Genomic DNA, 21448 nt, shown 5'->3' on the forward strand with positions numbered 1-21448 from the left:
CGCCAACGATTCCCATTCCGGGCCCGATCGGGCCGGACCACCGGCACGTCAGCCGCGCACACCAACCTGCCAAAGCGCGTGCGTCGATGCTTCGAAATCTGCTTCAGACGCTTGACGCCAGAGCGCACGGGCCACTCGCCCGCCAACCCACCAACATGGCGGCAAAAAGCCAGATTGAATTTCGAAACCTATTTTTCACATAGGAGGAAACACGTGAGAAAGTCCAAGATAAAATTGATTGCTGGGTTCTGCGCAGTTGCTGTTACGGCCTTGCTGTCCGCAGGAAACGACGGCCACGCCCAAGACATCAAAAATCGTACCTTGAAGTTCTCCTTCGGCCAGGCAAAAGAGCACCCGATGGGTATGGGGGCTCAACGGTTCTCCGATCTCGTCAGTGAGAAGAGCGGGGGAAAGATCAAGGTCAACCTCTTTCCCAACGCGACCCTCGGAGGCGACAATCAGAACCTGTCCGGTGCGCGGGGCGGAACAGTCGAACTGACAACTATGGTAACGGGAGCTCTTGTTCCTCTCGTCAAGGAGTTCATGGTTTTCGACTTTCCCTTCTTGTTCAACAATGCTCAAGAAGCTCACGCGCTTGCAGATGGTCCAATCGGCAAGACGTTGATGGACAAGCTTCCCGAGCACGGACTTGTCGGCCTTGGAATCTGGGACCTGGGATTCAGGAACCTCACCAACAGCAAGCGTCCGATCAATAAACTGGAGGATATCCAGGGCCTGAAGCTCCGCACGCTTCAGATTCCGATCTACATTGAAGTCTTTAATAAGCTCGGTGCGAACGCGGTACCACTGGCATTCCCTGAACTGTACACCGCGCTCGAGCAGAAGGCAGTCGATGGGCAGGAGAACCCGGTTGCTCTCATTGAGGCTACCAAATTCAACGAGGTCCAAAAATATCTCACTCTGACGAGGCATACGTACAGCGGAATGCCTATCCTGATGAGCAAGAAGGTTTGGGACACGTTCTCTGCTGACGAACGCAGGATCCTCGAAGAGGCAGCGTTCGAGGCGAAGGCCGAGCAACGAAAGAGCTCCTTGGCAAAGGACACGGAGTCTCTCGAGACACTGAAGAAGACCATGCAAATCAACGAATTGTCCGCGGATGAAGTCGCGAAGCTCCGGCAGATAGTCCAGCCCGTAGTCGAGAAGTATACAACGCAGGTTGGCGACAGCTTCGTCAATGAAGTGCGCTCCGAGCTCAACAAGATACGCGAACGCAAGTAGGAAAGGCCTCGCCTTATAGGAGAAGCTGTTCCTGGCAGCGAAGTGCTGGAGTGACCTCGCTGCCGGGGACGACGGATCTGGATGTTGCGGACCGACCGACTTTACCCACGTTCAAGCCGGCGTGCGAAACCTCACATTTGGCGCACGACCTTTATCCATAAGGAAAGCGGCCATTGTCTCACCCCATTTCACTTGCTCACCTTACGGCTCAGCGGCTTACGCCCCCGGAGCTGGTCGACGTCGCGGCTCGCGCCGGCTATGACTATGTCGGGGTGCGGTTGCTGTCCCCGGCAGCAGGTGTCATCGCGTATCCACTCATGGAAAATCCGGGGATGCTGCGCGAAACGCTTGCACGGCTGAAGGACACGGGCGTCGCCGTGCTCGATATCGAGATCGCGCGCCTCAATGAAGATTTCGACGCACAAGCGTTTCTGCCATTCTTTGATATAGGGGCGCAACTCGGTGCCTGCGCGATCCTAGTGGCTGGAGACGACCCCAATCCCACACGTCTGGCCCAGTCCTTTGCTGCCTTTTGCGAGACCGCAAAGCCATTCGGTCTAAGGCCGAACATCGAGTACATGCCATGGACCGCCGTTCCTGATGTGAGCACTGCTGTTCGGCTCGTGACCGAAGCTGGAAGTCCCGAGAATGCCGGAGTGTTGGTGGATGCGATCCATTACGAACGCTCGGGAGGAACATTGGACGAGATTGCCGCGCTGCCTCGCTCATTGTTGTACTATGCACAACTGTCCGACGCGCCGGCTGGGATACCGGACAGTATGGAGGAAATCCTTCGGCAGGCGCGCTACGAACGTTTACTGCCCGGGCACGGGGGGATCGATCTCCATGGCATATTGTCAGTTCTGCCGGACGACTTGCCGATTTCGATCGAGGTTTGGGACGAGGTTCGGACTCCGGCCATTGGCATGGCAGAGTGGGCCCGGATGGCACTGGAGGCTGCGCGTAAGACAATCGATCCCGTTCAATGAACGCCGGGCCTGTTAACGGGCCTCAATGATAGATTCACCGATGGTTAGGAGAGTAATGGATGTCAGGTTTTCTCGCGATCTGGAGCGACATCGACGATCGCAACGAGACCGATTACCTGCACTGGCTTACACGTGAGCACTTGCAGGAGCGGGTAGGGACGAAAGGTTTCCTGTCAGGGCGGGTGTTCCGAGCCCTCCAGCCAGACGTGCGGCGTTATTTCATCCTGTACGAACTTGCCTCGCCCGATGTCGTGGGATCCGAGGATTACCTGACTCGCTTGAACAATCCGACTCCGTGGTCGCAGAAGATCATGCCTCTTCTTGGCAACTTTGCACGGGGTGGCGGTAGGGTCGTCGCTGAAGCCGGACCGGGTTGGGGCGGAGTTGTCGCCGCATTGCCAGTTCCGGATGCTGACGCCTTCGGGCGGGATGACGCAAGTGCGCAGCGCCTTATCGAGAAACTGACTTCTCACGACCGCATCGTTTCTGCCCGTGTGCTTGAGGTCAATGCGCCAGCTACGACCATTCCCACCCGCGAAAAGAGCATTCGATCTGGTGACACCTCGTTCCAGTCACTGCTTGTTGTTGAAGGCCTCGATTCAACTTCAGTGGAGGGTGCCCTCGCTTCCTTGGTAGATCTTCGTGGGCTGCCGGAAAATGGAATCGCGCTCTACACGGCTGTGTGCGCACTACATGGGATGTCAAACGGGTAGAAGGTAACAGGAGACGTTGTCAAAGCCGCACGAACAACTCGGCATTCCCCGGTCAACGCCGTTCCACCTCGTGGCCTTCTTTCGTCAGACCAAGTGTGCCACAAGCCTGCTGCCCCAGCCGACCGGCATTCCCGTGGGCGCCAATTGAATGAACCAGAAGTCGAGAAGCTGATTGCAGAGCAGATTGAGTGTTTCTGGCTCAGACGGGAGCGCCCGACCCTGAAAGCTTTGATCGAGCGGGTGCATGATGCATGTCGCGTCGCGGGCTTGCGGCCACCAAACCGTCGGACAATCCAGCGCCGAGTCAATGAACTTGACCTGCAGAAGACCGCGCGCAGGCGAGGGGAGGGGGATGCTCTCGCGAAGGTCACTCCCAGCCCAGGCTCCTACACTGCTGACGGTTCGAATGAGGTCTGGCAGATCGATCACATCGTAGTTGGGGCTTGTCACGTTATAGAGACGGCTTGGGTGCAGTTGAAACACCGGCGGCAATGGATAGGCTCGGAAAGCCTAGTCAGGCTCAGGGACAGTTCAAGATCACCCAAGCCGTCTCAATAATTGCCGTTGGACGCAATGAGCCCTGGCTGGCGGCATAACTGGTTAAGCGGCAATGCCACCGCGGTTTTCCATTTTGCCGTGGCATTGAGACGATGCAGATGGGTGGCAAGAGCGGAGCGGCGAGAGCGCGGTGGTATGAAGGGGTTCTGGACGGCGGAGAATACCGCGGTGAACCTTTGTAAGCCTGCTGGAGATCGAAAGCCCTGCATCGCAGGCTCTCGTCGGCGCAAGGGCAGGTGAAAGTTCTCAGATGAGGTATTCGGCCTGCCGCAGCCCCTGCGAGGTCGCCATGAGATGCAGCGTTCCAGGCTGATGGTACAACGAGGTCGCGGCCTCGAGCCTCAGTGGGAGAAACGCAACATGAAGCACTATGCGGGTTTGAAAATCGGGGTCAAAGAAACCTCCGTGTGCATCCTGGCCGAGACTGGGAAGATCTGCCGTGAGGTCAAGGTCGCCACCCATCCGGAGGATCTTTTGCGGATCCGGCAGGATCCAGCCTGGCACCTGGAGCGGATTGGGCTGGAGGCGTGCCAGCTCTCGCAGTGGCTCTTCGACGGACTGGCAGAGGCCGGCCTGCCAGTCGTGTGCATCGAGACGCGCCACGCCGAAGCCTTCTCGAAAGCTCAGATCAACAAGAGCGACCGCGATGATGCCCGCGGCATCGCTCAGATGATGCGGGTCAATCTCTTTCGCCCGGTGCACGTCAAGACGCTCACCAGCCAGAAGCGGCGGGCGCTGCTGACCGCCCGCAAGCTCCTGCAGGAGAAAGCCATCGCGATCGAGAACGACGTCCGTGGCCTGTTGCTGAACTTCGATCGCACGGTTGGCAATGGTGGGAGCGGTCAAGTTCGAGCAGCGCATTCACGAACTCGTTGCAGGCCTGCCGGACCTGGCCGAGATTGTCGAGCGGCTGCTTGATTCCCGTCGCAAGCTGCGCGAGCACTTCGCCGCTCTGCACCACAGGCTTCTGGACCTCGCCCGAGGCGATGAGGTGTCCGGCGTCTGATGAACATCCCTAAGGTGGGTCCTGTGGTGTCACTGGCCTTTGTGGCGCCCATCGACATTCCGGCCCAGTTCTGGAACTCGAAAACGGTCAGACCTGTCCTGGGGCTGACACCCGTCCGAAATCAGTACGGCAAGAGTGATCGGGTTGGCCGGATCTCGCTCTGTGGGGATGGCATGAGGCGAACGCTGCTGTTTGAGGCGGCTCAGACGATGCTGCGGCAGTCCACCCGGTGGTCGTGGCTGAAGGCTTGGGCCATGAAGGTGGCCCAGCGGCGCGGCAGCGGAATGGCCGTTGTCGCCCTGGCGAGGCGTGTGGCCGTGATCATGCATCGCATGTGGCGACGGCATGGAGTTCCGGTGGCGCGGGAGGTTCAGGTGACCTGGGCAGACCTAGCTGATCACGAGTATTCAGATCAAGGCGAACCACGAGCTTCCGCACCAGAGCGGGAGGCTGTCCCCTGCGGAATGATGAATGAAGTGAGTTCGAAACCGAGCACGCTCCTCGCACATCTGAGTGCAGAAGGACGCTGCTCAGATAATTCCACTTCATTTTTCGGCCCCAATGATGGAAGGGCCGTTGTGCCGAATCCGAAGAGATGTGGCGGTGAAACGGCAACGGACAAACCAGGATTTTGCCGAGCAGATGCGGGCGCTCGTGGATAAGCACTATCCCGCAGCTCCCGTGATTGCGGTGGTGCTCGACAATCTGAGTACCCACCCCCCCCCGGCCGCTCTGTACCAGACCTTCCCACCCGCTGACGCGCGGCGTCTAGAGCAACGGCTGGAGTTCCACTACACGCCCAAGCACGGGAGTTGGCTCAACATGGCCGAACTGGAGTTTGCGGTGCTCAGCCGCCAATGCCTGAACCGCCGTCTTCCGGAGCCGGCGATCTTACGAAAGGAAATCGCCGCATGGGAGATTGGACGGAACAAGGCGAGAGCCACGGCGCATTGGCGCTTTACCATTGCGCGGGCCCTAAACAAACTGCACCGCCTCTATCCTGCATGATCCTTGTGGCCTTGGACTAGAACCGCCAATGCGGCGGCTCGCTACCGCGCACCTCTACCCGAAATCTAGAAATTCTCGTTCCTTTCGACGAGCCAAGATAAATCGTCCTCAGGTCTGGGTCCGCAAAGGCGAGGCTTGAGATCCCATGCATGCCGGGCTCGTGGCCAGGGAAAATGCCGGCGGCGAACTTGGCCTCAATCCTGCCCACGAGATCGAGATCGGCGTCCTCGAACATCAAGTGCTGGGCCCTCGCCTCCGGCAGAATGCGGAATAGCCGATTGCTCACGACGCTGGTGATCCACACGCCGCCATCCACGTCGAAAGCCAGGCCATCGGGATAGGTGCCGACACCGAACTCGGCGACAATCTCGCGCGGGCCAAGCGTTGAATCGGACCCAAGGGCGAAGCGGCTGAGCGTGCGCCCCACGGTCTCATTCACGTACAGCCAGCGGCCGGAAGGGTCGACCTTCACCTCATTGGTATAAGCAAACCCCCCGGCGACGATACGGGCACTGCTACCATCGACGAGGATGATGACGCCATCGCGGGCGCCGGCCTGATGATAGGCATCCCAGCGCGGCGAGACAAAGGTGCTGACCGAGATCCAAACCCGGCCGGCGCTGTCGACGGAGACGAAATTGGTCGGCGGCAAACGGCGGCCCTCGACCTCCATTAGCCATGGCGCCAGCTCGCCATCCGGCGACAGCCTCCAGACACCGCCATCGGCTCCCAGATTGGCGATGAGCAGTGACCGATCGGCAAGCAATGCGATGCCGTTGGGCAGGAAATCGCTCGGTCGATCCCGTCCGGTGACAAGGCGTGTCTCGCCCGACGGCAGGATGTGAGTCACCCCGCCCCGGTCGTCGGATACGAAAAGCTCGCCCGATTGCAGGGCGAGGATACATTCCGGCCGCGAGACGTTGAGGCTCAAATGTTCAAGCTCAGTGTTACGCAAGAGCTGGGCTGAGGCTGGGATCATGTTGCTGTTCATCGCTATGTGTCCGCTCTCATGCCGAAAGGCGTGCCAGAACGTGGTCGGAGATCTTCTCGGCCAGCATCACCGTCGGGATGTTAATGTTGGAGCGTGGGATTTCCGGAATGATCGAGGCATCCGCGACCCACAATCCGTCCAGTTCGCGCACGCGCCCCAAGGGATCGACCACGGCCGCGGGATCGGCTGCATCTCCCATGCGGCAGGTGCCGCAGGCGTGCCAGCCGACGCTGACATTCTCGCGCACGTAAGCCTCAAGCTCACGATCGGAAGCGACCAACCCGTTCAGCGTCTTGCCGCCTGTGATGAACTTGAGGATGAATTGCCGACGCACCGCATCCGGCCCATCGAGCATCAAAGCCCCCACTTTCGTGATCGCGGCGTTGACTAGCGTGAGTTGAGCGATGGCTTGGGCGGAGGGCGAGTAGGCGGATGGGAAGGGATCCAAGGCAATCGAGCGCAGGGGCTCTTGACCGACCAGCTGATGGATCAGGCGCATGCCGTGCATCAGACGATCGCAGTCGCGTTGGTCCGACAGGAAGTTGAGCTGCGCAATGACGCCAGCGTCTTCTCCCGGTCCTGCGAGTTCGAGATGGCCACGCGAAAACGGCTTGCCGATGAAGACCTGGAAGGTGGCAAGACGTGCCCCCAGCGGATGCCAGGCCGAGCGCGACACCGGGTTGAGCACCATGTCCGCCGGTGGGCAGCCCGGGATGCCGGACGAGTAGCGCAGGTTCAGGTAGGCGTGGCGGCGGATGCGCTCGTTGAAGCGAGCATCGCGCTGCAGGTAGGCGGAGACGGAAATCGCCGCGTGGTCCTGGAGATTGGCTCCGACGCCGGAAAGATCGGCCTTTGTCTCGATGCCAAGCGCGCGCAGACTTCTTGCCGGGCCGATACCGGATTGCAGGAGAAGCCGCGGCGAATTCATGACGCCACCCGAGACGATGATTTCACGCCCGCTCAGTGTTTCGTGGACGCCGTCCTTCTCCACCTCAAGCGAGACCGCCCGGCAGCCGTCCAGATTAATGCGCCGCACGCGCGCGTGGGTCATGATCCGCAGGTTCGGTCGATGGCGCACCGCACTCGGCAGGTAGGCCGTGGCACAGGAGACGCGGCGTCCATAGGCGTTCGAAATCGGAAGCGAGCCGAAGCCCTCCCGATAGCCGTCGTTGAGGTCCGGCAACTGCTCGTAGCCCATAGCATGCAGGGCTTGGGACGTGGCGGCCGCCAAGCCGTCCCATTGATTCGGAAAGATGCGCCGGATCGGGATGGGGCCCGCGGCCCCATGATCTTCGCCCTCGAAGTCGAAGTCGCGCTCCAGTCGCTTGAAATAATGCTTCACATCTTCCCAACTCCAACCGCTCGCACCCAGCGCGCTCCACGCGTCGTAGTCCTCCGGTGCGCCGCGCAGCGCGACCTGCCCGTTGATGCTTGAGCCGCCGCCCATGATGCAGGCCTGCTCGTAATTGCGCGCCGGCCCTCCCTGCGGGCGCTTCTGGGCCTTGATGTCGTTCCAGCGATAGCGTTCGTTTAGGTAGGCGCGGCCGGCATAGCTGTCAGCAATATCGTCCGGCTCGTCGTTGGGCGCGATATCCATGCCCGCTTCGATGAGCAAGACCTGCAATCCGCTACGCGCGGACAGCCGCCCGGCCAGCACGCAGCCCGCCGTTCCAGCACCGACAACAATGACATCGTAAATCATTCATAGACCCTTCTGCCGACCGTGCAACCGTCACCTTCGCGGGATCGGAATTCCGGAAAATGGCCAATAAGCGTGACTGGAAATGCCCTGTCATGTATGTATGGTCCGGAAAAGATCGGTAGGAATGTTCTAGCCTCGACAAAAATGCGAAGCCAATGCAGAAATTCGATGAAAGCATAACGTCGCTTAATCGCTCAGTGGAGTTGTCCTGGCTGCAGGACTTCTGCGTGCTCACTGAAACCCGCAACTTTTCCCGGTCGGCCGAACAACGTAATATGACGCAACCGGCCTTCAGCCGCCGCATCCGCAGCCTGGAGGAGTGGCTCGGCGTCGACCTTTTCGATCGCAGCGCGCAGCCCATCTCCCTGACACCAGCAGGGCGCGTCTTCCTGCCCATTGCAGAGGAAACCCTTCGCCATCTCGCGGCTGGCCGGGCGGCGGCACGCGCCGCCAAGAACGCCGAGGCAGCCACCCTGAGTTTCGCCACCACCCAAGTCCTGTCACTGACTTTCTTTCCTGACTGGCTGCGCCGCGTGGAGGCGCGAGTCGAGCTCGGCCCCATCCAGCAAAGCATCAATACACGCCTCGCCTGCGAGGAGATGATCCAGCAAGGCCAGGTGCAGATTCTCGTCTGTCACGCCAATCCGGGCGTGATCACGAGGCTGAGCTCGACGAATTTTGAGGAACTTGTGATAGGACGCGATCGCCTGATCCCAGTCTCGTCTCAAGGGCCGGACAAGGAGGCCCGGTATTCACTTTTCGACAGGTCGGCGAAAGAACTGCCCTTTCTCACCTACAGCGCCGCCTCCGGCTTCGGCCGGATGATCCGCGCCCGGCTGGAAGAACTGGCTCCGCCTGTTCCGATGCGGGTCGTCTTCACCTCGCAGGCCGTGGTGCTGAAAAGGCTGGTGCTGGAAGGCCGAGGCATCGCCTGGCTGCCCGAGATTATCATCCGCCCCGAACTGGCAGCTGGCGCGCTGGTCCATGCCGGACCACCGGAGGCACAGATTCCGGTCGACATCGTTGCGATCCGCCGCATCGGCCCCGATACGGCGGCGAGCGAAGCATTCTGGGACGAGATCCGCGCCATGGCCAAGGAAAAATACACCTAGTCTTATAGAGACGGCTTGGGTGATCTTGAACTGTGCCGGAGCCTGGCTGGGCTATTCGATCCTATTCATGACTGCCGGTGTTTCAACTGCACCCAAGCCGGATCAATAATGCTGGCGCCGGTGTCTCTGTTTTCCTCAGGCCGCAATTTTGACGGTGAGCCGAATCCACCTCGCCGAAAAATACTCTAGGCGGACGCGTTTGCATCCTCCAGGATCATCGCGGCGCCCTTTTCGGCGATCATGATGACCGGCATGTTGATGTTGCCGCAGACCATCGTCGGCATGATCGACGCATCCACGATGCGGAGGCTGTGCACGTCACGCACGCGCAAGCGTTGATCGACGACGGCGTTTGGGCCGACGCCCATCTTGCAGCTGCCCGCGGCATGATGGGTCGACCGGCCATAGGTGCGGCAGAACTCCAGCAGGTCGTCATCGGACCGGATGACCGCACCGGGCAGCACTTCCTCCGACACGTAGTCCCGCATCGGCTCCGCTGCGACGATACGCCGAGCAATCCGAATGACACCGAGCAGGGTCGCGTGATCTCTGGGCGACTGGAAGAAGTTGAACCGGATTTCGGGTGCGACAGAAACGTCCGCCGACCTGATCCGAACGCTGCCACGGCTCTCCGGCTGAAGAATGGATGTCGTCAGCGAGAAGGCTGGATAGTCGACTAGCCCGAACCCGGAATCACTGCGGCCGTTCCCGGCACGCGCCCAGCCAACCAGGGAAATGTGCCCGTCCGGAACAGGCCGCGCAGGATCAGAGCGTACATAGCCGGTGCAATAGGTGCCGTGAGTGGCGATCGATCCCTGGCGCAACGCCAGGTATTGGAGGCCCATCGCCATGCGGCGCAAGGGGTTCCGCACCTGGTCGGTGATGGTGATCGCCCGCGTGCAGCGAAACACCATATTGACGCCGAAATGATCCTCCAGGTCCGCCCCGACCCCAGGCAGGTCTGCGATCACCTGGATGCCGTTGTCCTTCAGCAGCTGGGCCGGTCCCAGGCCTGATACCTGAAGCAGTTGCGGCGTGTTGAATGCCCCCGTGCAGACGATCACTTCCTTGCGGGCAGAGACGGTCGCCCGTCGCCCGCCGGCCTGATACTCGATGCCAGTGGCAACGCCGCCCTTGATGATGAGGCGGGTCGCCAGCGCGTTCAGGATCACGCGCAGGTTCGGCCGCTTGCGGGCGGGTCGCAGATAGGCGGTGGCGCTGCTGCTTCTGCGCCCCTTGCGGATGGTCATCTGGGGAACGCCGAACCCGTCATGCCGGGTACTGGCATGGTCGGCAGTGCGTGCGAACCCGCAGGCCTCCGCCGCTTCGATGAAGGCAGTGCCCAGTTCGTGGTGCGGGCCATCCACCACGGCGATGGGGCCGCCCGCTCCGTGAAAAGGGCCCTCCCCGCGGATATTGTCCTCGCTTCGCTTGAAATACGGCAATACGTCGTCGTAGCCCCACCCGACATTGCCGCGCTCTCGCCAGCCGTCGTAATCCTCGCGCCGGCCTCGCATATAGACCATGCCGTTGATTGACCCGGTCCCGCCGAGCAGCTTGCCTCGCGGCTGGTAGCTGCGAGTCCCGCCAAGACCAGACTCCGGCTCACTCTCGTAAGCCCAGTTCAGCAAGGGGCTGTTATAGAGCTTGCCGAATCCGAGCGGCGCCTCGACCCAGAACTGACCGTCCTCGCCACCCGCCTCGAGCAGTGCAACACTGTACTTGCCGCTTTCGCTGAGCCGTGCTGCAACGACACATCCCGCCGAACCTGCGCCGACCACGACGTAATCAAATTCCTGCACTATCGGACCTTCAGAGTAGAGTGTATTGGCGCCGTTCCAGGTCGGGGGAGCTCCCCTTGCCGGCGGCCTGTGACTGACCGGCCAAAGCATCGGAGAGTTGCCCCAAGGAGCACGGGGCGATCTGTGCCAGGCTCGATTGAAGGGCTGGCGCTCAGCCCTTCAGCGCACCGACCGACAAGCCGGACACAAGCGGCTTCAGCATGAAGAACACGAAGAGGACGGCCGGGATCAGGGAGAGCGATGCCATCGAAAAGGCAAGGCCCCAGAACGCACCTTCCTGCTTGACGAGTTGCCCCATGATGATTGGAAGCGTCTTCAGATCGTCCCGCGTGATCAGCATGTTGGCCAACGTGTACTCGTTCCAGGAGATGATGAACGAGTACACGGCAACGGCGGCAATCCCGGGCATGGCGATGGGCCAGATGACGTGGCGAATGACCTGGAGCCGGTTTGCGCCATCGATGATGGCCGCCTCGTCCATCTCGACCGGGATCTGCCGGAAGTAGGCCCACAGCATCCAGATGCCGAAAGGCACGGTTACGGCCGACTGCCCCAGCGCCAGCGAGAAATAGCTGTCCAGCAAGCCGACGCGGGAAAAGACGATGTAGAAGCCAATGCCGAGGATCACGTCCGGCAGTGCGTAACAGAACAGCAGGAACTTGCTGGCGAACTCGAGCCCGAGCAGCTTTGCCCGCGTGAGCATATAGGCCGTATAGCTGGCGCACAGCACGGTGATCGCCGTGACCAGCAAGGCCGTGATGATGCTGTTCTTGGCGCCCGTCACCAGTTCTGTGACCTCGAAGAGCTGCCGGTAATTATCCAGGTTCCAATAACCGGGTAGCAGGGTCGGCGTCTGGCTCAGGATCTCGACTTCGGGCTTGAACGACGAGAATACCAGATAAGCCACGGGCCCGGCCGTGAATAAAACGGCCAGGATCAGCGACCCGGCCAGCATCAACCGGTGCCCAAGGTTATTTTTGGTCATCAGCTCTGCTTTCCTGAACGTTCATAAAGCTTGAAGTGGATGAAAATCAGTCCACAGATCATCGCCAGCATCAGCGTGCCTGCAGCGCTGGCGGTGCCGAGATTAAAGTTCTCGAAGGCTTGCTTATAGATGTAGACTGCAACGTTCTCGGTCTTGCCGACCGGGCCGCCCGCTGTGACCAGCCAAGGCAGATCGAATTTGTTGAACATGAAGATCATGCGCAGGACGATAGCGACGAACAGCGCATCACGCATGCTCGGGAGAGTGACGTGGATGAATCGCTGGAAGACGTTCGCCCCGTCGATCTTGGCCGCTTCATACAGCTCGGCCGGAATGCTTTGCAGCCCGGCCAGCAGGATCAGCATGGAGAACGGCGCATAGTGCCACACCGCGCTCATGGTCAGCAACAACGAGGCGTAGTCGCTGCCGTACCAGTAGATATTGAACCCCATGGAGCGCAGCCAAACGGCGAACAGGCCGAAGGTGCTGCCGAACAGGAGTAGGAATAATAGGGCCGTGACCGGCCCCATCAGGAGATATGGAATGAAGATGACCGCTCGGGCGACGCTTCGCCCTAGGAACACTTCATTCAGCAGAAGCGCCAGCGCGAACCCGACGATGGTCTGCAGGATCACAGTTTCGAAGGCCCAGAGCAGGCCGAAGCGCACGCTGCTCCAGAACCGCGGTGAACGGAGGATTTCGATATAGTTCGCGAACCCTGCCGAGCCAACCGATTGGAAGAGCTCTTTGGTCTGGAAGCTGTTGGTGATCATGTACAGGCACGTTATCCCGAACAGGATCAGCAACGGGGCTAGCATGACGATGGGCAGCACATGGTCCCCAATACGGACGGCACGCTTTCCCGGTGATGTGGCATCGACCATGATCTAGGCTCAGCTCTTTACGAAACGCGCCAGCTTTTCGTTCAGTGTGTTGATCACCTGATCGATCGGCTGCTTCTCAAGGACGTAGGCCAGAACGGCGTCATCCACCGCGAGGCTGCCCAGCGCGACGCTGGATTCAGGGATGACCACTCCGTTTGCATGCACATCCATCTTGCGGTTGACGATCTTGCTGCGACCGAAGCCTTTTGCCGCCTCCTTCAGGCTCGGTACGTACTGGGGCACCCGCTTATAGGACACGTGATCCCAGTAAGTGTCATCGTCGACCACCGAGGAGAGAACCGGCAGCTCCATCAGCGGCACCGTCTGGAGCATGCTGATGTAGCGGCTGCGATCCTGCAGAAGCCAAGCGACAAATTTGGCAGCTTCCTTCTTGTTGGGCGAGTTCTTGAGGATCGTGAAGCCTTCGAGTGAGCCACGCGCGATCGCCTGTTCGGGCCATTCGGCGGCGGAGCGCGAAGGCAGCAGCTGCCATCCGGATACATCGAGCAGCTGCGGGAAGCCGGAGCCGTAGCCGCCAAAGGGCTGACCTAGGATTTCCGTCATGGTGCGCGGCTCGTAGATATGCAGACCGACCTTGCCGCTCTTGTAGCCGGTGCGAACGCCTGCATATTCCCACTCCACGGCGTCGGGCGGCGAGTACTCGCAAAGACGCCGCACGATCTCGAGCGTCTCCCTGAATACCGGCGTGTCGGCCGCCGGAGTGCGGTCCGGATTGTAAAGGTGACCGCCCAGGCCATAGAGGATAGAGACGAAGTCGTCGCCGATTTTGCCGGCGCGCTTAAGTCCCATCGCGATGCCCCAGCGGCCCTTGGAAGGCTCGGTCAGCGCCTTGGCGGCCGCGATGATGTCGTCCCAGCTCTTGAATGGCGCGGTAATGCCTTTCTCGGCCAGCCAATCCTGTCGATAGAACAGCCCCAGCACCTCAATCCAGGTCGGGACCAGGTAATCGTTGCCGTCTTGCAGGATGACACGGGCATTCGGGAACATGTCCTTGTCCCAGCCTATTTCCTTGATGACGTCCGTCATGGGCTCCAAAAGATTGGAGGACATGAGCGCCCCATAGGCGAAAGGATCGCCATGAATCAGGTCCGGCGGCGAACCCGACTGAATTCCGGCCTGGACCTTGGGATAGGCATCGGTCCATGGAATGAACTCGGCGACAATTTCAACGCCCTTGTTCGTTTGGTTATATTGCTGGATGGCATCGATATACCATTTGCGCATCGGTGGATCACCGGCCTGGGTGTGCATGAGCCGAACCTTGCGTACGTCCTGCGCGCCGGCCGAGGAGATGGGAGCAGCCGCCGCGACGGCCAATCCGCCCGTCATCTTCAGAAATGATCGCCTAGTGCTTGACATGTGTTACCTCCCGATTTGCGTCTTTGATTATACTGACTACCGCCGAACCCCTGTCTTCAGTGCCAGCGGCGTGACGATGGTGCTGTTTGCATCAAGTCCAGTCTTCGCTTCCGTGAGAGCGATACGTCAGGGTTTCCGGTGCATCCTTCCCGGTCGAGAACCATACTCATGGGATTTTCCGAAGGATAATGCCGTTTTGTGATCGGGCCATGCAGAATATGGTAGTGCTTCTATGCCATCTACTCCTCGGTCCCGCGTCTGGATCCATGGCCGGCGATACGCCAAGAAGCGGGCCAGACTCCTAGAGCCTCGGACCCAAACGTTGAATCGATTTTTAGGATAATCCGATGCTCTATCGTCTTTTCCTTACGCATTGATCGTTGCGCTATGTCACAGGTCGCAACCGGACCTTATAGGCGCGCGGAGCAAGAATCGTCGATGATCTCGCACCCCATCGCCTCCAGCGCTTCCGGGGTGTAAAGCGAGCGATCCCACGTTCCGGCAACGATCGCCTCTCTCGTGGCGATCTCCTTCTTCAGCTTTGCTCTTGCCCGATCAAGCACTTGTTCGGCATCGGCAGGCGAGATCACGATGACGCCGTCTGCGTCCCCGACAATGATGTCACCCGGATGCACGATCTGGCGGCCGCAGGAAACCGGCACGTTGATCTCGCCGGGGCCATTCTTGTAGGGGCCGTTCGGCTGAATGTGGCGCGCATAGCAGGGAAAGGTCATTTCGCGGATTGAGCCGAGATCGCGAACTGCGCCGTCGACGATCAGACCAGCGATGCCGCGGCGCTCTGCCCACATGATCATGTTCTCGCCGATCAAGGCGTTCGTGCTCTCGCCGCCGGCATCGACGACGATGATGTCACCCGCCTCCGCCATGTCAATGGCACGGTTGAGTACGAGATTGTCGCCGGCCCGAGCGCGAACCGTAAACGCAGTACCCAGCATCGGCGCGTGGTTAAGCGGACGGATGCCTGCGTCCATGCACGCAAACCGGTTCATCTCGTCGCCTATATTGGCAACGGGCAGTCCTTCGAATTGGGCCACGAGTGCCTTGTCCGGACGGTTGATCTTGTTGAATATTCTAAAACCCACTGACATGAAATTCTCTCATATGGCGCAGATATGGCGGGTCCGCTGCTCACGTACCCGGTCAACTCACTCATAAAAGTCGCAACAATCCGACGCCAATGTTTGTTCAGAATAGAACTATGCGCCAACGTCATCCAGGCGCGACTCCTTGGCACATCGTGTGGAAAAGTGGCTCCGGTTTTCCGCAGAGAACGATGCGCCCTCCCGGAGCATCGTGCGGAAACTTTCCCGGTTTTCCGCCAGAAGCGGATCTCACTTTCGGGTCCGGGGCTCACGGGGCGAGTCTACAACAAAAGCGGCACTTGGGCGATAAGCAAATCACATCGGACAATCCGCATTTGGCATTGGCCCCCGGGCGGAGCGCGATGTACTACGCCTCCCATCAACCCAGCGGTTTTTCCGCCCAACAATACATGCGGCAGTGTTAGGTGATGGGATCATTTCCAAAATTCAATGAGCTTCCTCGGGACGAGAAGGGCTTGCCCTTCGCCCGCGGTGTCTGGGGTGAGAATGATCAGATCGGGATGCTGAACAACATCAGCCCCAAAGCCACTGCGCGGGCGGCAGAGCTGGTGCGAAGCGGACGGCGCTTTAACCTGAACCTGCCCCTGCACCTTCCGCTTGGCACGCTGGGCTGCGGCGCACACCGGCGCCGGAAGGCGCCCAACCAGACGCTGATCAAGGATGACCATTCCGGCCTTCTCATCCGCGACGAGAAAATCGACGATTTCTACACGCAGGGTTCAACCCAATGGGACGGGCTGACCCATGTGGGCGATCCCGGATACGGCTTTTACAATGGCGTATCCGACGCCGAAGTAACCCAGCGCGAGGGCACCAAGAACGGAATTGAGCACTACGTACGCTTCGGGATCGCAACCCGCGGCGTGATCGTCGATCTGCCGGTGCTCTTCGCCCAGCAGGGTCGCGAGTGGTCGCCGCTCGGACGCTACGAGGTCAGCGCTGCGGAGCTGGCGCAATGCCTTGCCCATGCAGGGATCACGCTCGTTCCCGGTGACATTCTCCTGGTTCGGACAGGCTGGCTCGAGCTGTTTCTGAACCAATCGCAGGAGGGCCGCGAGCGCGTGTTCCGCGGCCGCGAGCATTCCGGCTTGTCCGGCGACCTGTCGATGTGGCAGTTCCTGTGGGACAACAGAGTCGCTGCGGTCGCCTGCGACAATCCCTCCGTCGAGATCCTGCCGTTCCAGGAAGGGCGGCCCAGCCTCCACCTCAGCATCGCCCGGCTCGGGCTTGTACTCGGCGAGTTGTTCGACCTGGACGAGTTGGCGGCGGAGAGCGCCGAGACCGGCCGGCTGACCTGCATGTTCGCTTCCATGCCGCTCAACCTGAGGGGCGGCGTCGGCTCTCCGGCGAATGCAATGGCCCTGAAGTGAGCGGTCCGCAACGAGGCTACGTCACATGACCATTCCACAGAAAGAGCAAAGCCGGACGGCCGAAAAAGTTCTGCGCGTCGGAATGGCGGGCTGCGGCTGGGTAAGCGAGCATCACCTGCGTGCCTGGAGCAATTTGGCCGGCCGGGCCAAGGTGATGTGTCTGGCCGATCCTGTGAAGGAGAAGGCGGCCGCCCGAGCGGCGCAATTCAATGTGCCGCGCTGTTTCGGGTCGCTCGAGGAGATGCTGGATAGCGGCGAGATCGATGTGCTCGATGTCGCCACCCCACGGGAAACTCATGCGGCGGCAGTGCGGGCAGCGGCCGTCCGAGGCATCCCCGTCCTGTGTCAAAAACCTTTCGCACCAAACCTTGCCGAGGCCGAGGCGGTCCTGGAAGAAATCCGCGGCCGCACGCGTCTCATGATCCATGAGAATTGGCGTTTTCGGCCATACATCCGCCAGATGCGGGCCTGGATCGATCAGGGCCTGGTCGGCCAGGTTACCCAGTGCCAGTTCAACCTGCTGAATTCCGGTTTCGTCCCAGATGCCGAGGGCAAGTTGCCTGCCGTCTTGCGGCAGCCCTTCTTCGCCGACGTCCCCCGCATGCTAATGATGGAAATCCTGATCCATCACGTCGACGCGCTACGCTACCTGTTCGGCCCGCTCGAGCTCCTGGGTGCGTGGCTTGGGAAGTCAACCGCCGGGATCAGGGGCGATGATTCCGCTGCGGTCCTGATGCGTACGCAAAGCGACGCCCAGGCCGCCATCGTCATGCAGGCGACCATGACGGCCGTTGGCCTGCCGACGCGCTCACCGGATCACTTCCAAATCTTCGGCACCGCCGGCACCATCGTTTTCAAAGATGGCCTGCTGCGTCTGCTGGGGCCGCACTCAAGGGAAATCACGTTCGATCTCGATGAGGCGTATCGCTCGTCCTATCGCGACGCTATCGCCCACTTCGTAGATCGTCTGGCTGACGGGAAGGAGTTCGAGACCAACGCCGAGGATAACCTTGAGACGCTGCGGCTGGTCGAGGGCATCTATGCGAACGGCTTGTGCGAGTTCCAATCTTGACGGCGTCCGTCCTTAATCACGCGCCGATATAGAAATCCTGCAGAAGGAAGAAAATTCATGAAGATCGCAATCATCGGCTTTGGGGAGGCCGGCCAGAGCATATCACGTGGACTGGCGCCGAGCGCGAGCCAGGTCACCGCCTACGACTTGCGCTTCCAAGGAGCTGACCGGGCTAAGCTGCTTCAGCAAGCCCAGGATGACGGCGTCCTCACCCAGGACCGCCTGGTAGACGCGGTGGCCGGTGCCGACGTCATTCTCTCCACCGTGGTGGCCAACGTTGCCCTAAAGGTTGGAACGGATGTCGCCGACGTGCTTTCACCTGGTCAGGCCTTCGTGGATCTCAACTCGGTTTCACCTCGCACCAAGCAGGCCATCTCCCAGAAGATCGCGAACAGCGGTGCGGATTTTGTGGAAGGCGCCGTCATGGCCCGAGTCGGCGCCGACGGGCACAAGACACCCATCCTTCTTGCGGGCCCGAAGGCTACCAGCCTGGCAGGCAGGCTGAACGGCATCGGCATGAACACCGAGGCGGTCGGCGAGACGATCGGACAGGCGTCAGCCAGCAAAATGCTGCGCAGCATCATGGCAAAGGGCATCTCCGCCCTGCTGCTGGAATGCCTGATCGCCGCCCACCGTTACAACATCGTGGACCGAATCCTGGACTCGATCGGCACCTCGTTCCCCGGTATCGATTGGGACAAAACCTCGACCTACTATCTTGGCCGTATCGCGCTGCATGGCACGCGCATGGGCGCCGAGATGAAGGAGGTCGCCGATACGCTCTCCGACGTGGATATCGACCCCATCCTCGCCCTCGCCATCGGTGAACGCATCGCTTGGGGCGGCAAGCATCTCGCTGGGATTGACTGGCCGGACGACAAGCCAGGCGACCGTGAAGAGATCCTTGCCGCCCTCGAGCGCCGGTTGCGGGCGCATTGACCTTCAACGGTTCTGTCTTCGAAAGAAAAGCTCCGGTTATGAAATCAAAAAGCGCCCCGAAGCCCCAACTTTCCCCAGAGCTGCGCAAACGCCGCTATGCCGTCATAGGGGCGGGTGTTGCCGGGCTGTGTGCAGCGAAGTACCTCATCGAGGCCGGATTCGACGACGTGACGATCTTCGAGATCGGCACGCAGATCGGTGGCATCTGGTGCTACGAGAACGACAACGGCATGTCGTCGGCGTATCAGACGTTACACATTAATTCCGCCAAGAACATAACGCACTTCCACGATTTTCCATTCCGCCCCGACGTCCAGTTGTTCCCAAGCCACAAGGACATGCACGAATACCTTGTGTCCTACGCGGAACACTTCGATCTTGTCCGGCGCATTCGGTTTGAATCCCGGGTGGTCGCGCTCGAGCCAACCGACCGCTATACCAGCAAGCAGCCCGAATGGAAGTTGAGGACGCAGGCGGGAGAAACGTTCACCTTTGATCACGTCATCGTGGCGAGCGGGCACCTGTCGGTCCCCCTCGACGACCCCAAGTTGAAGGCCGAGTTCGGCGGCGATTACCTGCACACGCATTATTACCGCCAACCGAAGCCTTTTGTCGGCAAGCGGGTCTGCATTGTGGGCGCTGGCAACAGTGCTTGCGACATTGCCAGCGACATCTGCATGACGGCGGATCGGACGGTGCTGGTGGCACGCTCGGGTGTGCAGATCGCGCCGAAGCTGATCTTTGGGCGTCCTTTCACCGATTTCACGATACTGTTCGACCGTGAGTGGTTCCCGGATCGGTTGCGGCGGTGGATCATCAACTTCTTCATCAGGCTGTTCCACGGCCGTATGACAGATCTCGGCTTCAAGCCGCTGTCCCATCGCGCCCACGCGCTCAGCAACGCGGTCCTGGTGCAGCACATCGCCTACCGGCGTATAAATGTGAAGCAGGGCATCAAGCGGGTTGATGACCGGACCATCGAGTTCGTGGACGGCACGCGTGAGGAGTTCGATACCCTTATCGGTGGCACGGGATATCGGTACGAAATTCCCTTCCTGTCTCAAGACATCGTGCCCACGGCGGACAACAAGATCGAGCTCTACAAGCGTATCGTGCCGCCCGATTGGCGTGGCCTTTACATGGTCGGCTTTCTGAACACGACAACGTCGCTGCCTAACGCCTTCGAACACCAGATGCGCTGGCTCATTCCGCTGGAGACCGGGCAGGCCGTGTTGCCGAGCCCCGACGAGATGCGCCAGGACATAGCGGCCAAGCACGCTTTCATTGCCAAGCACTACTACGCTTCGGCACGGCACACGATCGAGGAGCCGCATATGATCTACCTGCCTGAGTTGCGTAAATCCCGCCGTGAGCTGATGAAGCGCGCAGCTCGCGTCCGGTCGTGATTGCGCTCGCTGTCCCGAACCAACCATCACCCAAGACTCAGCGACTGCTGCGCATAGAGGAATAAACATGGCCTCCGTCGAAATTCGTAACGTTCGCAAAGCATTCGGCGCTGTCGAGATTCTGCACGGCGTCTCAATCTCCATCAGCGATGGCGAATTCGTTATCCTGGTCGGCCCTTCCGGCTGCGGAAAATCAACTCTGCTTCGCATGATCGCGGGCCTGGAAGGCATCAGCTCGGGCGAGATTCGTATCGGCAATCGTGTGGTCAACGACCTTGCACCGAAAGAGCGCGACATTGCCATGGTGTTCCAGAACTATGCGCTCTACCCACATATGACGGTCGCCAACAACATGGCGTTCTCCATGAAGCTGCAGCGTGCCCCCAAGGCGGAGATCGAGGCTCGCGTCGCCAAAGCTGCCGAGATCCTGGGACTCGCCAAGCTGCTGGATCGCTATCCGCGTCAGCTCTCGGGCGGGCAGCGCCAGCGCGTCGCCATGGGCCGCGCCATCGTGCGCGACCCACAAGTCTTCCTGTTCGATGAGCCCCTGTCGAATCTCGATGCCAAGCTGCGAGTATCGATGCGGGCCGAGATCAAGGCGCTGCACCAGCGTCTGAGGACCACCACCGTGTATGTCACGCACGACCAGATCGAGGCCATGACCATGGCCGACAAGATCGTGGTCATGCATGACGGCGTGGTCGAGCAAGTCGGCGCTCCATTGGAACTCTATGACAGGCCGCGCAACATGTTCGTAGCGGGCTTCATCGGATCGCCGGCCATGAACTTCATCGAGGGAAAGGTCAAGACCAACGGCGTTGCGACTCTCGAGACACCCGGCGGCATCAGCCTGCCGCTGATCTCAGCGCCCGTGGCGAGCGATGGACGTCCGACAGTCTACGGCATCCGTCCGGAACACCTAGAGCTCGGCGACGACGGCTTTGACGCCGAAGTGGCGGTGGTCGAACCGACAGGTTCAGAGACGCAGCTGATCGCCAAGGTCGCCGGCCAGCCGGTGGTCGCGATATTCCGTGAGCGTCACAACCTTGCGCCCGGCCAGAGGATCAAGTTGCGTGCCCGGCGGGATGCTGCCCACCTGTTCGACAAGCAAACCGGCCAGCGTCTCTAGTGCGGTTTTCCGGTGAGGAGGATCCAGCTCACCGTC

Annotated in this window: 18 protein-coding genes and 3 pseudogenes; 13 read left to right on the forward strand and 8 right to left on the reverse strand. The window is 60.4% G+C overall.

Features of this window, described 5'->3' with window-relative positions; genetic code table 11:
- Positions 1-213: 213 nt before the first annotated feature.
- The 5 genes from DRB19_RS17020 to DRB19_RS31880 all read left to right on the forward strand — a co-directional run bounded on the left by DRB19_RS17020 (position 214) and on the right by DRB19_RS31880 (position 3502).
- Positions 214-1242, forward strand: coding sequence for a TRAP transporter substrate-binding protein (locus tag DRB19_RS17020; protein ID WP_114187228.1), 1029 nt, complete (start codon positions 214-216; stop codon positions 1240-1242).
- A gap of 173 nt (positions 1243-1415) precedes the next feature.
- Positions 1416-2231 (forward strand): sugar phosphate isomerase/epimerase family protein, encoded by an 816-nt coding sequence (locus tag DRB19_RS17025; protein ID WP_114187229.1) that lies wholly within the window; start codon positions 1416-1418, stop codon positions 2229-2231.
- Between the two features lie 59 nt (positions 2232-2290).
- A complete protein-coding gene (locus tag DRB19_RS17030; protein WP_114187230.1) occupies positions 2291-2944 on the forward strand; it encodes a DUF4286 family protein in 654 nt (217 codons plus the stop codon).
- Positions 2945-2960: 16 nt separating this feature from the next.
- Positions 2961-3092 carry a hypothetical protein gene (locus tag DRB19_RS31515; RefSeq protein WP_276330616.1) on the forward strand — a complete coding sequence of 44 codons (132 nt, stop codon included), beginning with the start codon at positions 2961-2963 and terminating at the stop codon, positions 3090-3092.
- Entirely contained in the window at positions 3038-3502 is a 465-nt protein-coding gene (locus tag DRB19_RS31880) for a DNA-binding domain-containing protein (RefSeq protein WP_114187231.1), read from the forward strand. Before DRB19_RS31515 ends, DRB19_RS31880 begins: the two co-directional genes overlap by 55 nt.
- On the opposite strand, the pseudogene DRB19_RS31885 reads toward DRB19_RS31880, so the two are convergent.
- Positions 3496-3762 (reverse strand): annotated as a pseudogene (locus tag DRB19_RS31885) (hypothetical protein); the annotation flags it as partial. The gene DRB19_RS31880 and the pseudogene DRB19_RS31885 overlap by 7 nt on opposite strands.
- Before the next feature lie 100 nt (positions 3763-3862).
- On the opposite strand from DRB19_RS31885, the pseudogene DRB19_RS17045 reads away from it, so the two are divergent.
- Positions 3863-4886: pseudogene (locus DRB19_RS17045) on the forward strand (IS110 family RNA-guided transposase).
- A gap of 213 nt (positions 4887-5099) precedes the next feature.
- A pseudogene (locus DRB19_RS17050) lies at positions 5100-5516 on the forward strand (transposase); the annotation flags it as partial.
- A gap of 16 nt (positions 5517-5532) precedes the next feature.
- Here DRB19_RS17050 and DRB19_RS17055 read toward each other — a convergent pair.
- Both DRB19_RS17055 and DRB19_RS17060 read right to left on the reverse strand, forming a co-directional pair.
- The gene (locus DRB19_RS17055; protein ID WP_114187233.1) at positions 5533-6507 is read right to left on the reverse strand and encodes an SMP-30/gluconolactonase/LRE family protein; all 975 of its coding nucleotides are present in this window, start codon (positions 6505-6507) and stop codon (positions 5533-5535) included.
- Positions 6508-6523: 16 nt separating this feature from the next.
- Positions 6524-8209, reverse strand: coding sequence for a GMC family oxidoreductase (locus DRB19_RS17060; RefSeq protein WP_114187234.1), 1686 nt, complete (start codon positions 8207-8209; stop codon positions 6524-6526).
- Positions 8210-8364: 155 nt separating this feature from the next.
- Between DRB19_RS17060 and DRB19_RS17065 the strand changes: the two genes are divergently transcribed.
- A complete protein-coding gene (locus DRB19_RS17065) occupies positions 8365-9321 on the forward strand; it encodes a LysR family transcriptional regulator (RefSeq protein WP_114187235.1) in 957 nt (318 codons plus the stop codon).
- Between the two features lie 185 nt (positions 9322-9506).
- Here DRB19_RS17065 and DRB19_RS17070 read toward each other — a convergent pair whose 3' ends face one another.
- From DRB19_RS17070 to DRB19_RS17090, 5 genes are all read right to left on the reverse strand, one after another.
- Positions 9507-11123 (reverse strand): GMC family oxidoreductase, encoded by a 1617-nt coding sequence (locus tag DRB19_RS17070; RefSeq protein ID WP_245439595.1) that lies wholly within the window; start codon positions 11121-11123, stop codon positions 9507-9509.
- Between the two features lie 151 nt (positions 11124-11274).
- On the reverse strand, positions 11275-12108 hold the full coding sequence (locus DRB19_RS17075) for a carbohydrate ABC transporter permease (protein WP_114187237.1): 834 nt from the start codon (positions 12106-12108) through the stop codon (positions 11275-11277).
- Positions 12108-12992 (reverse strand): carbohydrate ABC transporter permease, encoded by an 885-nt coding sequence (locus tag DRB19_RS17080; protein WP_114187238.1) that lies wholly within the window; start codon positions 12990-12992, stop codon positions 12108-12110. Before DRB19_RS17080 ends, DRB19_RS17075 begins: the two co-directional genes overlap by 1 nt.
- Positions 12993-13001: 9 nt before the next feature.
- Positions 13002-14372 (reverse strand): ABC transporter substrate-binding protein, encoded by a 1371-nt coding sequence (locus DRB19_RS17085; RefSeq protein ID WP_114187239.1) that lies wholly within the window; start codon positions 14370-14372, stop codon positions 13002-13004.
- A 410-nt stretch (positions 14373-14782) separates the two neighbouring features.
- The gene (locus DRB19_RS17090; protein ID WP_114187240.1) at positions 14783-15481 is read right to left on the reverse strand and encodes an RraA family protein; all 699 of its coding nucleotides are present in this window, start codon (positions 15479-15481) and stop codon (positions 14783-14785) included.
- A 470-nt stretch (positions 15482-15951) separates the two neighbouring features.
- On the opposite strand from DRB19_RS17090, the gene DRB19_RS17095 reads away from it, so the two are divergent.
- The 5 genes from DRB19_RS17095 (at position 15952) to DRB19_RS17115 (ending at position 21412) form a co-directional block, all read left to right on the forward strand.
- Complete coding sequence (locus DRB19_RS17095; protein WP_162815727.1) at positions 15952-16866, forward strand: cyclase family protein; 915 nt, start codon at positions 15952-15954, stop codon at positions 16864-16866.
- 25 nt (positions 16867-16891) lie between these two features.
- Positions 16892-17938, forward strand: coding sequence for a Gfo/Idh/MocA family protein (locus DRB19_RS17100; protein WP_114187242.1), 1047 nt, complete (start codon positions 16892-16894; stop codon positions 17936-17938).
- Positions 17939-17995: 57 nt separating this feature from the next.
- Entirely contained in the window at positions 17996-18877 is an 882-nt protein-coding gene (locus tag DRB19_RS17105; RefSeq protein ID WP_114187243.1) for an NAD(P)-dependent oxidoreductase, read from the forward strand.
- Entirely contained in the window at positions 18874-20283 is a 1410-nt protein-coding gene (locus DRB19_RS17110; protein WP_147021882.1) for a flavin-containing monooxygenase, read from the forward strand. The genes DRB19_RS17105 and DRB19_RS17110 overlap by 4 nt, the downstream gene beginning before the upstream one ends.
- A 67-nt stretch (positions 20284-20350) precedes the next feature.
- Positions 20351-21412 carry an ABC transporter ATP-binding protein gene (locus DRB19_RS17115; RefSeq protein WP_114187245.1) on the forward strand — a complete coding sequence of 354 codons (1062 nt, stop codon included), beginning with the start codon at positions 20351-20353 and terminating at the stop codon, positions 21410-21412.
- Positions 21413-21448: the final 36 nt, after the last annotated feature.

Source organism: Microvirga aerophila (assembly GCF_003332305.1).
GTDB classification, from domain to species: domain Bacteria; phylum Pseudomonadota; class Alphaproteobacteria; order Rhizobiales; family Beijerinckiaceae; genus Microvirga; species Microvirga aerophila.

Coding starts and splice junctions, on each gene's coding strand:
- DRB19_RS17030 (WP_114187230.1), top strand. CDS start 2,291: ATGTCAGGTTTTCTCGCGATCTGGAGCGACATCGACGATCGCAACGAG.
- DRB19_RS17055 (WP_114187233.1), bottom strand. CDS start 6,507: ATGAACAGCAACATGATCCCAGCCTCAGCCCAGCTCTTGCGTAACACT.
- DRB19_RS17060 (WP_114187234.1), bottom strand. CDS start 8,209: ATGATTTACGATGTCATTGTTGTCGGTGCTGGAACGGCGGGCTGCGTG.
- DRB19_RS17065 (WP_114187235.1), top strand. CDS start 8,365: ATGCAGAAATTCGATGAAAGCATAACGTCGCTTAATCGCTCAGTGGAG.
- DRB19_RS17075 (WP_114187237.1), bottom strand. CDS start 12,108: ATGACCAAAAATAACCTTGGGCACCGGTTGATGCTGGCCGGGTCGCTG.
- DRB19_RS17080 (WP_114187238.1), bottom strand. CDS start 12,992: ATGGTCGATGCCACATCACCGGGAAAGCGTGCCGTCCGTATTGGGGAC.
- DRB19_RS17085 (WP_114187239.1), bottom strand. CDS start 14,372: ATGTCAAGCACTAGGCGATCATTTCTGAAGATGACGGGCGGATTGGCC.
- DRB19_RS17090 (WP_114187240.1), bottom strand. CDS start 15,481: ATGTCAGTGGGTTTTAGAATATTCAACAAGATCAACCGTCCGGACAAG.
- DRB19_RS17100 (WP_114187242.1), top strand. CDS start 16,892: ATGACCATTCCACAGAAAGAGCAAAGCCGGACGGCCGAAAAAGTTCTG.
- DRB19_RS17105 (WP_114187243.1), top strand. CDS start 17,996: ATGAAGATCGCAATCATCGGCTTTGGGGAGGCCGGCCAGAGCATATCA.
- DRB19_RS17115 (WP_114187245.1), top strand. CDS start 20,351: ATGGCCTCCGTCGAAATTCGTAACGTTCGCAAAGCATTCGGCGCTGTC.